10 protein-coding genes are annotated in these 15,050 nt (G+C 67.3%); 2 read left to right on the top strand and 8 right to left on the bottom strand.

Annotated features, from left to right (window positions below; genetic code table 11):
• Positions 1–1,088: 1,088 nt before the first annotated feature.
• From ACIBJG_RS36025 to ACIBJG_RS36000, 6 genes are all read right to left on the bottom strand, one after another.
• Positions 1,089–3,557 carry a glycoside hydrolase family 3 protein gene (locus tag ACIBJG_RS36025; protein WP_399314183.1) on the bottom strand — a complete coding sequence of 823 codons (2,469 nt, stop codon included), beginning with the start codon at positions 3,555–3,557 and terminating at the stop codon, positions 1,089–1,091.
• Between the two features lie 212 nt (positions 3,558–3,769).
• Positions 3,770–3,904: a hypothetical protein gene (locus tag ACIBJG_RS36020; RefSeq protein ID WP_399314181.1), complete on the bottom strand. Its 135-nt coding sequence runs from the start codon at positions 3,902–3,904 to the stop codon at positions 3,770–3,772.
• A gap of 465 nt (positions 3,905–4,369) precedes the next feature.
• Positions 4,370–6,940 (bottom strand): family 78 glycoside hydrolase catalytic domain, encoded by a 2,571-nt coding sequence (locus ACIBJG_RS36015; protein ID WP_399314179.1) that lies wholly within the window; start codon positions 6,938–6,940, stop codon positions 4,370–4,372.
• Positions 6,941–7,021: 81 nt separating this feature from the next.
• Positions 7,022–7,930 carry a carbohydrate ABC transporter permease gene (locus ACIBJG_RS36010; RefSeq protein ID WP_399314177.1) on the bottom strand — a complete coding sequence of 303 codons (909 nt, stop codon included), beginning with the start codon at positions 7,928–7,930 and terminating at the stop codon, positions 7,022–7,024.
• Positions 7,931–7,934: 4 nt separating this feature from the next.
• A complete protein-coding gene (locus ACIBJG_RS36005) occupies positions 7,935–8,819 on the bottom strand; it encodes a sugar ABC transporter permease (protein WP_362554511.1) in 885 nt (294 codons plus the stop codon).
• Positions 8,820–8,909: 90 nt separating this feature from the next.
• Positions 8,910–10,226 (bottom strand): ABC transporter substrate-binding protein, encoded by a 1,317-nt coding sequence (locus ACIBJG_RS36000; RefSeq protein ID WP_399314175.1) that lies wholly within the window; start codon positions 10,224–10,226, stop codon positions 8,910–8,912.
• A gap of 253 nt (positions 10,227–10,479) precedes the next feature.
• Here ACIBJG_RS36000 and ACIBJG_RS35995 point away from each other — a divergent pair, with 253 nt between their 5' ends.
• Together ACIBJG_RS35995 and ACIBJG_RS35990 are read left to right on the top strand one after the other, a co-directional pair.
• Positions 10,480–11,526: a LacI family DNA-binding transcriptional regulator gene (locus tag ACIBJG_RS35995; protein WP_399314173.1), complete on the top strand. Its 1,047-nt coding sequence runs from the start codon at positions 10,480–10,482 to the stop codon at positions 11,524–11,526.
• A 99-nt stretch (positions 11,527–11,625) separates the two neighbouring features.
• Positions 11,626–12,633: a LacI family DNA-binding transcriptional regulator gene (locus ACIBJG_RS35990; RefSeq protein WP_399314171.1), complete on the top strand. Its 1,008-nt coding sequence runs from the start codon at positions 11,626–11,628 to the stop codon at positions 12,631–12,633.
• Positions 12,634–12,642: 9 nt separating this feature from the next.
• Here ACIBJG_RS35990 and ACIBJG_RS35985 read toward each other — a convergent pair whose 3' ends face one another.
• Positions 12,643–13,887 carry an MFS transporter gene (locus ACIBJG_RS35985; protein WP_399314169.1) on the bottom strand — a complete coding sequence of 415 codons (1,245 nt, stop codon included), beginning with the start codon at positions 13,885–13,887 and terminating at the stop codon, positions 12,643–12,645.
• 206 nt (positions 13,888–14,093) lie between these two features.
• Positions 14,094–15,023 (bottom strand): LysR family transcriptional regulator, encoded by a 930-nt coding sequence (locus tag ACIBJG_RS35980; protein ID WP_399314167.1) that lies wholly within the window; start codon positions 15,021–15,023, stop codon positions 14,094–14,096.
• Between the last annotated feature and the right edge of the window lie 27 nt (positions 15,024–15,050).

Raw genomic sequence — 15,050 nt, 5'->3', positions numbered from 1 at the left:
CCCGTCGAATACGAGACCAACTACTACCTCGTGACCACGAAACACCAGGTCACAACCACAATCTGAGGTCTCTACCGAACCCGGAACGGTTCACTTTGACCTTCCTTGAGGGCTTGGAACCGCTCGCAGAGCCAGAAACTCAGCAAGGAACCACCGCGTGGAGAAACGCCGCCTCCCCTGAACGTCGCGGTGCTAGCCGCGCCGAACGCGAGCAACTCCCATGGTCGTCACGATCGCCGGTTTGGCTAACCGGCGCTCTTGGTCTGTGTTCCGCACCGCCGCGTGCCGCAGAAGGCTGTGGCAGGGCAGGCCAGAGCTGGGTTCTGCGGTTGCGGATCATGCCGCCATTGCGTGGCTCTGCAGGGGTGGCGACGACATAAGCTGCGGCGGTGCCGGACCCGTCGACCCGGCCGAACCAGGTCGCCTAAAAGAGCGTTCTATCCCGTCCGGGGTGTTTGGTAAGTCGCCCAATGTCAGCGGATTGAGGTCATGCCCGGAGGCGTGTGAGGATCCGCTTGTGGAGTGCGATGTGTGTGGACGGGCGATGTGGCGGTGGCCGGAGCTGCCCACTGTGTGGGACGAGGAGATCTGGTCCTGTTCCTGGTGCCACGCCTCCACCCATGTGGGCAGCGAGTGGTTCGAGGTGGCGCGACCGCCGTATTTGCCCGTGGAGATGCGCTGGGAAAGGGCCGTCGCGGACGGCCTTCCCCTCCATGTTTCCCACGCCTTCGGCATCTTCGACAGGACGCTGTGCGGAGTCCAGCAAGCCGGCATGTCGCCGTCTGATTACGGGTGGCTGCCGCAGCGAGGGAACGCCTGTGGCGCATGCCGGGAGGCGGCGGGTGTCATTGTTGGCCGCTGGCTATGAGAGGTGAGGACGCGCGGGTCAATGTGGCCCGGCGGCTATGAGTCTTTCCAGTCGGAGTCGACTTTCGTGTGAGCCTGCGGCTCATCAGGTCGATCTTCGCGAGGCGGATCATCGCCTCGGTTTTTTAGGACAGTCCCCGGAACAACGACCCGACGACTCCGTGGCACACCTTGGGCAGAAGGTGACGCTCTGTGGCACCCCTCGGCGAAATTCGATCGGCTCAGCTGACGGTGACAAGGCGCTGTACAGACAAGCTGCGTGAGGACCGGCCGGCGTGGATGGTGTAGGAGCCGGGGGTGAGCTTCCAGGCGCCAGCAGTCCACACCGACAGGTCGCGGGCAGAAACGCTGAAGGTGACCCGAGTGCTTGCGCCGGGAACGAGCGTGACCTTGCGGAAGCCGATCAGTCGCCGTGGCTCGGCCTGGGCGCCGGCAGGCAGCCCCGCGTAGAGCTGCATGACTTCGGTGCCTTCGCGGGTTCCGGAGTTGGTCAGGGTGACGGCTGCGGTGAGCGTTTTACTGCCTGTGCTGTAGGACGTTTCCAGGGAGCCGAGGTTGAAGGTGGTGTAGGAGAGGCCGTGGCCGAAGGGGAAGAGCGGGCTCTGGTTCTTCGCGTCGTAGTAGCGGTAGCCGACCAGGTGACCTTCGCTGTGGGAGACGGCGGGGCCGTTGCCGGGGTAGGTGTCAGGTGTCGCGCCTGGTCCCTGGGACGCGGAAGCGGGGAAGGTGACCGGTAGACGGCCTGAGGGGTCGGCGTCTCCGAAAAGGATGGCGGCGAGGGCGGTTCCGGTGGCGCGTCCGGCGTACCAGAGCTGGACCACGGCTTCGACGTCGTTGATCCACGGCATGGCGACGGGACCGTCGGTGTTCAGGACGACGATGGTGCGGGGGTTGGCTGCGGCGACGTCGGCGATGAGCTTGTTCTGGTCTCCCGGCAGGTCGAGGGAGCCGTGGTCCATGTCCTCTCCCGCGACCCGGTTGACAACGACGACCGCGGCATCGCTGGCCCGTGCTGCGGCGACTGCATCCGGTATGAGGGACTTCGGCTGCCAGCCGAGGGTCAGGCCGCTGGTGCCGGTGTCGGCGGTGCTGTTGGTGTATTCGACGCTGATGCTCACCGCCTGCCCGGCTGTGAGGTCGATGGCGCCCTGGAGCGGGTAGTCGTACGGACCGAGGAAGAACTGCCGGCTGTGACGCGAGCCGGCGATAACCGTCTTCCCGTTGATGATGAGCTTGGTGGTGCCTGCGGGCAGCAGCGAGAAGCGGTGCAGACCTGTGGTGCTCGGTGTGAGGGTGCCGCTCCAGCGAGCAGACCAAACTGCGGGGAGATCCGCCACGGGGGCACTGGTGAAGTCAATGCCGGCACTGATCTGTGTGGCGACGGGTGTGCCGGTCGGCTGGGCTCCGGCATAGAAGCTGCCTGTCAGCCCTGCTGCACCGGAGGAGGTGCGCAGCACCGTGGCCGGGACGGGGGTGAGGGGGAGGTCTCCGACGGATCCTGGCCGGTAGGTGACGGTGACCGCGGCACCTGCCCGGTTCTTGATCGCCGCCAGCGGAGTGGACCAGGTCCCGGGGTTCACATAGGTGGAACCGGATACACCGGTCAAGGCGGTGGTGTCGGCCGCTCCGATCACCGCCAGTGACTTGATGGCGGAGGTCAGCGGGAGCGTCTGGCTGCGGTTGGTGAGCAGGACGGTCGAGTTGACGGCGAGATTGTGGGCGAGGTCCTGGTGCTCCTGGGTGCTGACGTTCGCTGCGGGCACCGGTAGGGGGTGGTCGAAGAGGCCGTTGACGAACATGGTGTTGAGGATGCGGAGGGCTGCGTCGTCCAAGCGGGAGGTGGGGACGCTGCCGTCCGTGAGGCCGCCGGCGGGAATCTTGACGCCGCCCGGGCCCAGTCCGCCGAGGTCCATACCTGCCTTGACAGCTCCAACCGGGTCGTCGCCGGCCCAGAAGTCGGGAACGGTGTAGCCCTGGAGGCCGATGGTCTGCTTGAGGTCGTTGAAGAGGGCGGGGCTCTGGGTGGCGAACGTGCCGTTGATCTTGGGGTAGGCCATCATGACCGAGGTGACGGGCACGGCCTCGATGATGCGCTCGAAAGCGGCGTGGTAGATCTCGTGCAGCGCGCGGTCGGAGATTTGGGCGTCGACGAAGAAGCGGTTGACTTCCTGGGTATAGGCACTGAAGTGCTTGAGGGTGGCCACGACATGCTGCTCCTGGATGCGCCGGGTGAGCGCTGCGCCCAGCGTGCCGGACAGGTAGGGGTCCTCCCCCATACTTTCGGCCTGCCGGCCGAAGTGCCAGGTGCGGGCGGTGTCGACGGTGGGGCCCAGCAGGTTGTTGTAGCCCTTGGCGCGCCCCTCGGAGCCCAGTGCCTGCCCGAGCTGCCCGGCCAGTTCGGTGTCGAAGGTCGCGGCCTGTGCGAGGGGCACGGGAAACGCCGTCACGCCGGTCTCCCCGCGCAGTCCGGCCGAGGCGTCCACCATCGTCAGGGCTGGTATGCCGAGAGAACTCAGGGCGGCGAAGTCGCAGCGGATGAGGGCCTCCTTCTGCGCGACGGTCATCCTGGACAGGAGGGCGACGGCCCTGGTGTCCGGGGCCGCGGAGCGGCGTGACGCGGCGACGGCCGGTGCGATGCCGGAGGCCAGGGCGGTGAAGACGGCGGCTGAGAGAAACGTTCGACGATTCATGGCGGCTCTTCCATGAGGAATCGGGCAGGACAAAAAAGCGCCTGGTGAGCGCAATGCAGCGGGGTGCTGCACATGAGGGAATCGGGGGCGATCCGGGCCGCGCTTCGGCGCGCGTGCACCGGCGGCCTATCCATCCTGATAGGTCTGTTCGGGCGCTGCACCGTCGATATCAGTGCGGTGCGACCGGAGAGCAGTTTCTGGATCCGGGCGACCTAATTCTGCTGGGGCTGTGGGTTGAGTTCCAGTGGATCCGTGAAGGGTGCGATGGTGCCGACCTCCTGGCGTTCGACCAGTTCCTTGAGATTGGGCGCGCGCCGGATACAGGTGCCGCACTTGCCAGTCCGCATACACCTCGCCTGATCCTTGCGAACAACGCGTGACAGGTAGCGGGCAATGAATCTTTTGTCCCAGCGGTTCCCGAGCGATGGCACCAGCTTTCCAAGGGGCGCCAGGGGGCGAGGTCGGCCGAGCAGTCAGGTGCTCAGCCGACCCCAGTCTGTCGAAGTGGGGATGCCGATAGGGATGGGCTCGCGAAATGCTTCAGCCAACGAAATGGAAACTATTACCTCTCAACCTTTCAGGTCAACCCTCGTGAAGCACTTACCTCAAAGATCTCACCCCCGGACAGACGAAATCCTTTCTCTTGAAATCGATTTGAATTTTCAATTGAATCGCATGGACTCCCTAATCCACCCTACGGATAGATGCCATCCATAGGGTGGATTAGGGAAGAGTTCGACGAGCTCGGAAACAGCAAAGCCGGCACGTTCGAGCGCGCGCCGGATTGCTGAAGCTGACGAGCTATTACGCGTTCAGGCGACCTTCACCGCGAGTTCAGCAGTGTCGAGGACGTGCTCGCCCGGCCCCAGGGCGATCGGCGTGCAGCCGGGCAGTTCTGCGATTGCCTCGCACCCCTCCGGTACGGCGATGTGGGCTGTCAGGCCCTCGGGGGTCTGCTCCCACGAAAGGGACGCCGTGCCGTACGGGGTCTCGTGACGGGTGCGGGCCCACATGATGCCGCCCCCCGGACGCGGCCGGAAGACGATCTTTCGGTAGCCCGGTGCGGCGGCGGTGATTCCGCCGACCACGCGGTGGAGCCAGTCGGCGACAGCGCCGAGGGCGTAGTGGTTGAAGGAGGTCATGCCCCCGGGGTTGAGGGTGCCGTCGGGACGGAGGCTGTCCCAGCGCTCCCAGATCGTCGTGGCGCCCATGGTCACGGTGTACAACCAGGAGGGGCACTGGGTCTGCAGGAGCAGTCGGTAGGCGATGTCGAGGTGCCCGGTGTCCGTGAGGGCGTCGCAGATCAGGGGGGTGCCGACGAAGCCGGTGGCGATGCGGGCGCCGTCGTCGACGACCAATTGGGCCAGGCGGTCCCCGGCCGGCTGTCTCTGCTGCGGGGTCAGCAGGTCGAAGGAGAGCGCGACGGCGTAGGCGGTGGGGCTGTCGCTCGTCATGTGTCCCGAGGGGAGCAGGTACCGGCGGCGGAAGGCATCGGCCACCTCGTCGGCCAGGGCGCCGTAGCGCTGGGCGTCCGTGCCGTCTCCCAACGCGGCTGCTGCCAGGGCGAGGTGGCGGGCGGAGTGGGCGAAGTAGGCGGTAGCGACGAGGTAGCGGTCGGTTCGGCCCGCGGCCGGATCGTCGGGTGGTGCGGCCGGGTCGAGCCAGTCCCCCAGCTGGAAGCCCGTGTCCCATAGGCGGGTCGGGCCGGCCAGGCCGTCCACGAGGTCGACCCATGCCTTGGCCATGGGGTAGTGCCGGCGCAGGAGGTCCAGGTCCCCGAAGCGCTGGTAGAGCGTCCAGGGTGTGAGCGTGGCCACGTCCCCCCAGGCGGCACCCGGGTGGATCGGCGTCCACATCGGCTCGCCGGGGATGACGGGTACGTACCAGGGGATGGTGCCGTCGGGCAGTTGCTCCAGGCCGACATCGGTGAGCCAGGAGTCGAGCATGCCGGAGCAGTCGTACAGGTAGCTCGCGGTGGGGGCGAAGACTTGGATGTCACCGGTCCAGCCGAGGCGCTCGTCGCGCTGTGGGCAGTCGGTGGGGATGTCCACGAAGTTGCCGCGCATGCTCCACACGACGTTCTCGTGCAGCCGGTTGACCAGCGGGTCGCTGCACTCGAACCACCCGGTGCGCCGCATGTCCGTGTGGTACACGCGGGCGGTCACCATCTCGGCGGTCAGGTCTGCCGCCCAGCCGCTGACTTCTGCGTAGCGGAAGCCGTGCAGAGTGAAGCGTGGTTCCCAGGTGAGAGGTCCCCGTCCGGAGAGGATCAGAGTGTCCTCGGCGTATGCCTCGCGCAACGGTCGTGTGGCCAGTTCCCCCTTCTCCAGGACCTCGGCGTGCCGGAGGGTGACGGCGGTGCCGGCCGGGCCGTCAAGGGTGACTCGGAGTCGGCCCACCAGGTTCTGGCCGAAGTCGAGCAGATGACGGTCATCGCCGGTGCGGGTGACGGTGACGGGGGCGATCTCCTCGGTGCAGCGCACCGGGGGCCCCTGCGGGGCGACGAGAGTGCCCATGTCGCGACTGCCGGTACGGACAGGCGTCCACTTCCCCGCGGCGGCGCCGGACGGGGTGGCCCAGTCGGGATCGTGCAGTCGGGCGTCGAACGTCTCGCCCTCGTACAGCCCGCTGGTCAGGATCGGTCCGGGCGCGGCGCTCCAGGTCCGGTCCGTGGCGATCGTGACCGTGGTGCCGTCGTCATACGTCACCTCCAGCTGGGCGATGAGGGATTGGTCGGTGCCGTAGATGTTGCGGGTGCCGCCGTCGAAGCCGTACTTGCCGCGGTACCAGCCGTCGCCGAGCCATGCGCCGATGGTGTTTGCGCCTTCGGCGAGGTGGCTGGTGACGTCGTGCGTGCGGTAGCGCAGACGGTGCGGGTAGACGGTCCAGCCCGGAGCCAGGGTGTCGTCGCCGACACGGCGTCCGTTGATCTCGGCCTCGTACAGGCCGTGTGCGGTGATGTAGAGACGGGCGTGTGCCACCGGCCGGTCAGTCCGGAAGCCCTTGCGGACGCGGGCCGGGCGGCGGGCAGCCTCGGGGTCCTCGGCCCAGGCGGCGCCCACCGGGACTGCCTGCCAGTCGGCGACGTCGAGCAGGCCCGCCTCGACCACGCTCGGGGGGCTCCAGCGCGAGGGGTCGCTCGCCCCCGTCGTCCAGAGGCGGACGCGGACGGTCGCACGTTCGCGGGAGTTCAGCGGATCACCCGGCCAGGCCACGAGTACCTGGTCTCGTGCGGCGATGCGACCGGTGCGGTCGGTGCGGCCGGTGCGGGCGACTTCGAGTTCGTACGCCTCCTGGGGCCCGCTGCCTGCCGGCAGGGTCCACGTCAGACGGGGGGTGGGGACGCCGATGCCGAGGCCGTCCGGAAGGTGTTCGAAGGACACCGGGCGGGGCTGAGGGGGGAGCAAGGAAAGCCTTTCTTCACGTGCGCGGGAGCAGGGCGAGCGGGCTGCGGGCAGCCGGGCTCAGCCCTTGACCGCTCCCGAGGTCAGGCCCTTCATGACCTTCTGGTTGAGGAAGAGGTAGATCAGGAGCGTGCCGAAGACGTTGATGCAGATCGCGGCGAACAGGGGCCCGTACTGTGTGGCACCGAAGTCACCGGTGAAGTTGAGCAGACCGACCTGGATGGTGCGCAGGTCCTGGTTGTTGGTGAAGGTCAGCGCGATGAGCAGGTCGTTCCAGATGAAGAAGAACTGCACCAGGCCGACGGTGAGCAGGGCGTTGCGGACCATGGGCACGCTGATGGTCCAGAAGGCGCGCAGGATGCCTGCGCCATCGATGGTGGCCGCTTCGAAAAGTTCGCGGGGAACGGTCCGGTAGTACGTGGCCATCATGAAGACGGTCAGGGGCAGGCCCGTGCCGGTGTAGGTGAGAATCAAAGGCCACAGCGTGCCGGACAGGCCGGTCTGGAAGTACACGGTGAACAGCGGCAGGAGGATCATCTGCGGGGGCACCATCATGCCTGCGAGGAAGACCAGCAGCGTGAGGCTGCGGCCCTTCCACACCATGATCTGCAGGGCGAATCCCGCGGCCGTGCCCAGGAGCAGCATGAGCGCCAGGGCGGGCAGGACGGCGAGGACGCTGTTCTGGACGTACAGCCCGAGATGGCCGGTGGTCCATGCCTCGGTGTAGTTGCCCCACTCCCACGTGGTGGGCAGGCTCCAGGTGGAGTTGTTGAGGTAGTCGTCGTTGGACTTCAGAGACGTCAGGAGCATCCAGATCAGTGGGTAGATCTCGACGACCAGCAGCAGGGTGACGACGATCTTCACCCACAGCCGGCGTGGTGCCCGGGCCCGCCGGGCCGGACCGGCGGCAGTGGACGGTCCTCTGCCCCAGCGGCCTGCGGAGGTCTTCACCGGTGTGTCGATGGCCATGAGTTCAGCCCTCCGTGATGTCGCGCCGTGAGACGCGGTAGACGGCCAGGCTCACCAGCAGGCACACCACGGTCAGCAGCAGGGCGATGGTGCTGCCGTAGCCGTAGTCGCTGTAGGTGAACGACGTCTGGAACATGTACAGGGTCAATGGGGTGGTGCCGCTGCCCGGCCCGCCGTTGGTGAGGGCGACGACGGAGTCGAACACCTTGAGCGTCCCGTTGATGCTGAAGATCAGCGACGACATCAGTACGGGCAGGGACAGCGGCAGCACGATGTGCCGGATCAGCCGCAGCCCCGACGCTCCGTCCAGACGCGCCGATTCGAGGACTTCGTCGGGGATGTCGACCAGGCCGGCGAAGAGCAGTACGGCGTAGAAGCCCATGGAGCGCCAGATGTCCATGACGATCAGGACCCAGAACGCACTCCCGGCGCTGCCGAAGAAGTCGATGGAGTCGAGTCCGACCGCGTTGAGCAGCGAATTGACCGGGCCTGTCTGCGGGGCGACCTGGAAGAACTTCTGGAAGAGCAGGCCCACCGCGACTGTGGGCAGCACCACCGGGAAGAAGGCCAGCGTGCGGATCAGCGCGGAGGACTTCTTGAGGAAGAAGACGTACAGCAGGGCCAGGAGGTAGCCGGCGACAACCTGGCCGACCGTGACGAGCGCCGCGTATTTGAGGGTGAACCACAGGGCGTCGCGGACGGCCGGGTCGTCGAACAGCCGGGAGAAGTTGGCGACCCCGTTGCCGGTGAATCCCTCGATGGTGTTGCCCTTGGTGAAGGAGTACCCGAGGGACCACACGATGGGGACCAGCATGATCAGTGAGTAGACGAGAAGGGCGGGGCCGAGCAGGATCGCGATGGCCCTGCGGTCACCGAGTACGCGGTGCATGGATGGTGTCCACTTCGTTTCCGTTGAAGAGACCGTCGGGACGAAACCGGGGGCGGTCAGCGCGGGGAGGCCCCGGCCGCCCCCGGTGGGTCACTTGGCGGTCAGCGCGTCCTGGACGGTCTGCATGAACGCCTCGGGCTTCATGCTCCCGGTGACCAGGCCGGCCGCGTTGGTCTGGCTGACGGTGGTGGCCTTGGTGCTGAACAGGGCCTCGAACCACAGGACGTTCTGCTTCGACTCACTGATCGTCCTGCGCACCTGCGTGGTGACGTCGTTGGCGTCCATCACCTCGGTGTTCACCTTGAAACCGGAGATGGAACCGTGGTCCTTGAGCGCGGTGCTGCCGTAGTTCTTGGCGATGCAGGAGACCCAGTCACTGGCCTTCTCGTCGAAGGACTTCGCGCCAAGGGTGATGCCGAGGCCGACGTTGGAGGGGTACTGGTCGATAGCCCCCTTGCCGCCGGACACGGCGGGGAAGGGCATGAAGCCGACGTTCTGCGCGCCGACCTTGTTCTGCTTCTCGTCCGAGATGTTCGCCAGTGCCCAGTTGCCCATGTAGAACATGGCGGCCTTGCCGTTGAGGAACTGGTTCATCGCGGTGTCGTAGTCGATGGAACCGACGCCCTTGCCGAAGTAGCCCTTCTTGCCGAGGCCGGCGATCTCCTCGGCGGCCTTCACGTACTCCGGGTCGGTCAGCTTCGCCGTGCCGTCGGCCACCTTCTGGAGGGCGTCGGGCCCCAGGCTGCGGTACAGGTAGGTGCTCAGCAGGCGGGTGATGGGCCACCCCTGCTGGCCGGATGCGGAGAACGGCTGAACCTTCTTGGCGTCCAGCTTCGCCGCGGCAGCCACCAACTCGTCCCAGGTTCCCGGAATGGCTATGGCGTTCTCCTGGAAGAGCTTCTTGTTGTAGAAGATGCCCTCGATGTTGTACTCGTACGGCAGCACCTGGAGCTTGCCGCCGTAGAGCGCCTTGATGGTGGAGACGGCGGCCGGCTCCAGTTGGTCGAGAACGCCGCGAGACTTGAGCTCCTTCTCCAGGTCGGCCACCTTGCCCGACTTCGCCAACTGCTGAGTGAGCGCGGGGGCGTTGCCCGCGGCGAACTGCACCGGCAGCGCATCCTGGCCGGCCAGCAGCTGCAGCTTCTGATCGAGGCTTGTCTGCGGCACGGTCTCCACCTTCAACGGCAGAGCGTCGTTCGCCGCCTTGCACGCGCCCTTGGACATGGTGGTCAGGGCGGTCTTCACGGTGGTGTTCTCGGTGACGCTCAGGTAGCTGAACTCTTTGGGTGCGGCCGAGGAACCGGAGCCGCTACCGCCGCAGGCGGTGGTGACCAGGGCCAGTGAGGCGGTGGCGGCCGTGAACAGGCTCAGACGCGCACGACGGGCGTGGGGCATGCGAAGGGACATGGAGACTCCCGGAGGTCTTTGAGAGAGGGGCGGGAAACGACGAGCGGCGCTGAGGAAAGGAATCGAGTCCGACCGCACAGAAAGTTGTGTGTAACGTTCTCCACAACGAAGTGGGCAACACCCTGCACCGCTCACAGTTATCCGTCAAGACACAGAGCCGTAACACCGAGTCCCGAACCTGTAGCCTTGCGGTCATCCAGCGGTCATTATGTAGACCGTTACACTCAAACCTACGAAATCTGGAGTACTGGCGATGGGCGGGGCCGAACCCAAGCAGAACAAGCGCGTGACCATCACCGACGTCGCCCGGCACGCCGGCGTGTCCGTCGCCGCGGTCTCCAAGGTGCTGCGCAACGCCTATGGCGTGAGCCCCGGCATGCAGGAGAAGGTGCGGGCGGCCATGGCCGACCTGGCCTACCGGCCGCAGGCGGCGGCACGCGGGATGCGTGGGCGGACGTACACGATCGGCGTGCTCCTGGACAACGTCCGTAACGCCTTCTTCGCGGACATCCTCGACGGGATCCAGGAGGAGCTCCGCACCAGCGAGTACACCGTGCTGATCGGCGCGGCCGGCTTCGACCCGGACGAACAGGCGAAGACCATCCGTTCCATGGTCGACCGCCAGATGGACGGCTTGATCCTCATCGCTCCGGGCACCTCGCGCGCCGAGGTGCTGGCAACGGCGGCGTCCACGCCGACCGTCGTCATCGGTCACCACGACGCAACCGACACCCATGACTCGGTGGTCGACGCGGACGACATCGGCGCGGGCCTGGTGGTGGACCATCTGGTGGCACTCGGACACCGGGACATCGCCCTCGTCGCGGCCCCCGGTACCAAGGCCAATCAGTGGAAGCGCACACCGGAGGTCGTCCTCGCGGGCGGCTACCGCGCGGCCATGGAACGGCACGGCCTCACCGAGCACGTGCGGGTTCACCACGCCGCGTACTCCGACGAGGGCGGCTTCAAGGCCGGAATGACCCTGCTGACCATGGAACGACCGCCGACCGCCGTCATGGCAGGTGCCGATGTCGCAGCCCTGGGCATCTACCGGGCGGCCCACGAACTGGGCCTTCGCATCCCCGAGGACCTCTCGCTCGTCGGCTACAACAACACCGCTCTCGCTGCCCTGGCCACCGTCCAGCTCAGCAGCGTCGATCAGGCGGGACACACCATGGGCTCCACCGCCGCCCGCATGCTCATCGAGCGCGTGGAGGGCAGGCGGGACCGGTCCATGCAGACGACGATGACCCCACGCCTCGTGCAGCGCAGCACCACCGCAGCCCCCGTGAGCCCTTGAACCATGGCCCACCAGCTGCCCACAACCATTCCTCTCGTGAACACACCGGCACATGGGCTGGACACAAGGACGGCTCGAGACGGCAGGGCGCCTCGCAAGGTGGGTGTCAAGGACGTTGCGCGCGAGGCCGGTGTGTCGCTCGGCACCGTCTCGAACGTCCTCAACCACCCGGAGGTCGTCGCCGAGGCCACCCGCAAGCGCGTCCTCGACGTGATCGGCTCGATCGGATACGTACGCGCCCAAGGTGCACAGCAGGTGGACGGTCTGGCCTCCCGTGTCATCGCCGTCCTGGGGCTGAACGGGGCGGATCCGTATTTCACGGCGCTGGCCACCGGCGTCGAGCAGGCCGCACGCGAGGCCGACCTCGGCGTCATGGTGTGCACCGGCACCCGCGAGGCGGAGGACGGTCGGCACCTCGCCCTGATCGCCGCGCACCGGATCCGCGGAGCCGTGCTGATTTCGGGCGACGGAGCAGTCCGAACCGCGGCTGCGTTGCGTCGGCATGCACTGCCCTTCGTCATGGCCGACCAATACGCGCTCGAACCGGCTGCGTGCTCCGTGGGAATCGATGATGTCGCCGGGGGTTACGCGGCAGTCCGGCACCTGCTCGAGCAAGGGCACCGGTCCGTTGTGCACGTCGGCGGTCCCTACGAGCTCGCGCCGATACGGGACCGGCGCACAGGTGCACGCCGTGCCATCATCCGGGCCGGGCTCGCCTCGGACTCCCTGCATGAGCTCTCGTGCCCAGCCCTGACGGTGGGCGCGGGCAAGGACGCCGGTCAGCGCATCCTCGGCATGGCGGACCGGCCGACCGCCGTGTTCTGCGCAGACGACCTGCTCGCTCTCGGAGTGATGCAGGCCCTGTACGAGGCCGGACTGAGGGTGCCCGGCGACATGGCGTTGGTCGGCTACGGCGACCTCGACTTCGCAGCGTCCGCCGTCGTGCCGCTGACCACGGTGCGGCGGCCGGTCGTCGCCATGGGGCGGCAGGCCGGCCGCCTGCTCATCGAGGACACGGCGCACCACGCCGTTCACGGACATGCCCACGTCGTACTGCAGCCGGAACTGGTCGTGCGCCGATCCACCCTGGCAGCGCCGGCGCGGTGACCTAGGTGGTCAGGGCTGTTCGGGAACATGGTGCAGCGGGGCAGCGGCCGGCGTCCGGTGGGCGAGGAGAAGGGGCGCACCCGCGAGAAGCAGGGTGGCCAGGCCGAGCGCTCCGACGGCCGAGCTCAGGTCTCCGAGAGCTTCCTTGCCTCCGAGGAGGATCAGCGGGCAGGCAAACTCGCCCAGGAAGAACGCCGAGGTCCACAACCCGGTGCCGCGTCCCCGGTCGGCGAAATCTAGACGGGACATGGCCAGCGTCAGGAGGGACGGCAGCAGCAGGCCGGTGCCCACGCAGTTCACCACGGCACCGACGATCAGCAGGGGAAGGCTGTCGCTCATCGCCATCAGGAGGAACCCAGCTGCACACAGCAGGAAGACAATGGGCAAACGGTGCCGTGGTCGGCCGGTGAGGCGGGTAAAGAGCACCGAACCGAGGACGGTGGCCGCGCTCGCGACCGCGGTGACGGCACCGATGCCGCCGGTGGAGTCGACGCCCAGGCCATCGAGGAGAAAGGACATCTCCACAGGCACGGTGTAGAAGACGACAGCACCGAATGCGGTCAGTAGGCAAAGGCCGGCCATACGGCGTATCGGAAAGGGCCGCTTGTCCGCCGTGGAGGCGTTCGGCTCGATCTCTCTCGCCGATGAAGCCAGTGGTGCCGGCAGTACGCGAGCCATGGCGGGAGCGAGGAACAGTCCGATTCCGTACATCCAGAACGGCGCCTGCCAGCCGGCTCCTCCAAGGGCCCCTCCGAGCACGAAGAAGACGGTGGCGGATGCTGAGGCGCACATGGTCTGCAGCGCGAGGTAGCGGTTGCGGACGCGTCCCGTGTAGTAGTCACCGATCAGCGTCGTGCAAGCGGTCATGATCGCCGCCTCGGCCACACCCACCAGCACGCGGCTGGCGAGAATGCCGTACAGCGAGTCCACCCACAACGGAACTGTGCCGAACAACGTGTACAGGACCGTCGCTACGATCAGCAGGCGCTTGCGGCCGAGACGGTCGACGACCACACCGGCAAAGGGAGCCAGCAGGGCCAGCGACAGCGCGGGAACGGTCAGCACCAGGGGCACCAGGGCCTCGCTGCCGGCGACGCCCTCGAAGTGCTCCTGCATGCGAGGCAGGACCGGTGCGAGCAGCACGGCGCCCAGAACAGGCAGGCAACTGCCGGCCATGAGGAGAGCAGCGGGCAGTTTCCCCTGCGTATCCGGGAAGTCGTGGGCGTCGGAGGGCGGGGTAACGGAAGCGGGCATGGCGGCACTCCAGAGCGGGAGGCGGGACGGGAGATGCGCGTGGCAAAAGATCCGTCGGTCGAAGACGTCGGCGCACGGCATAGGGATGTGCCACGACTATGCGGCCCCCCAGGTGGCCTGCCCAGCCCTGCCGCGATCCGATTTTCGGATGCCCCGGATCCACTGGGCGGATACCGCCGGTCCGGGTCGTCCGCTCCCGCCGCCTGTCAGGACGGCTGTGGCGTGTCGTGCTCATCGGCCATGCGTCGGCCGACCCGGGCCGCCGTTTCGCGTAGCCAGATGTGTGCGGCGTCGTGCGTGTGGACGGGGTGCCACCACATTGCCTCTCGCAGCGGCACCGCTTCGTAGGGCGGTTCCAGTACCCGCACGGCAGCGAGGGGCGTCATCAGGCGGGCGAGGCGGGCCTGGATCAGGGCGATGCGCCGGGTGCCGGCAACCAGCAGCGGCAGCAGTTGGAAGCTGTCGACGGAGACTTCCACGCGCGGTTCGACGCCGAGCATGCCGAGTTGCCGTACGGCCGGGGCGTCGTAGGTGCGCTGGTAAGTGACCCATGGCAGCCGGGCCAGGTCCTGGCGGGTGAGCCGGTCCTCCACACTCGGGTGATCATTGGCGACGAGGAAGACCCACCTGTCCTGGTAGAGGTCGGTGGCGGGGAAGTCGCTGACGACTCCGTGCGGCATGAGCAGGCCGTCGGTGGTACTCAGTAGCGTGGCCGTGTCATCGACGATGGTGGTCGGGGGCTGGGTGAAGCGCAGACGGATGCCGGGAGCCTCCTCATGCACGACCCGGGCGAGCTCGGTACCGAACACGGCGACGGCGTAGTCGGAGGCGATCAGCTTGAACTCGCGGCTCTCACTCACCGGGTCGAAGTCGGCCTGACTGGCGAACAGGCGCTCCAGCACGTCATAGGCGGTCGCGGTGCGGTCGAGGAGAACCTGCCCGAGCGCTGTGAGTTCGTAGTGGCCGCCGACCCGGGCGAGCAAGTCGTCGTCGAAGTGGCGGCGCAGTCGGGCCAGGGCGGCACTCATGGCCGGTTGACTGAGCCCGACGCGCTGTCCGGCGCGCGTGACGTTGCGCTCCTCCAGCAGAGAACGCAGCGCGACGACGAGGTTGAGGTCCAGACGGGACAGGTTCACGGGCGTTCCCTTTCCGATAAGGCGCCG

Source organism: Streptomyces sp. NPDC050422 (assembly GCF_044458665.1).
Taxonomy (GTDB): Bacteria; Actinomycetota; Actinomycetes; order Streptomycetales; family Streptomycetaceae; genus Streptomyces.
This window is presented reverse-complemented; position numbering and strand designations above follow the sequence as displayed.

Bases quoted from the DNA above. Each gene is read 5' to 3' on its own strand.
- ACIBJG_RS36025 (WP_399314183.1), bottom strand. From the start codon at position 3,557: ATGAATCGTCGAACGTTTCTCTCAGCCGCCGTCTTCACCGCCCTGGCC.
- ACIBJG_RS36020 (WP_399314181.1), bottom strand. From the start codon at position 3,904: ATGCGGACTGGCAAGTGCGGCACCTGTATCCGGCGCGCGCCCAATCTC.
- ACIBJG_RS36010 (WP_399314177.1), bottom strand. From the start codon at position 7,930: ATGGCCATCGACACACCGGTGAAGACCTCCGCAGGCCGCTGGGGCAGA.
- ACIBJG_RS36005 (WP_362554511.1), bottom strand. From the start codon at position 8,819: ATGCACCGCGTACTCGGTGACCGCAGGGCCATCGCGATCCTGCTCGGC.
- ACIBJG_RS36000 (WP_399314175.1), bottom strand. From the start codon at position 10,226: ATGTCCCTTCGCATGCCCCACGCCCGTCGTGCGCGTCTGAGCCTGTTC.
- ACIBJG_RS35995 (WP_399314173.1), top strand. From the start codon at position 10,480: ATGGGCGGGGCCGAACCCAAGCAGAACAAGCGCGTGACCATCACCGAC.
- ACIBJG_RS35985 (WP_399314169.1), bottom strand. From the start codon at position 13,887: ATGCCCGCTTCCGTTACCCCGCCCTCCGACGCCCACGACTTCCCGGAT.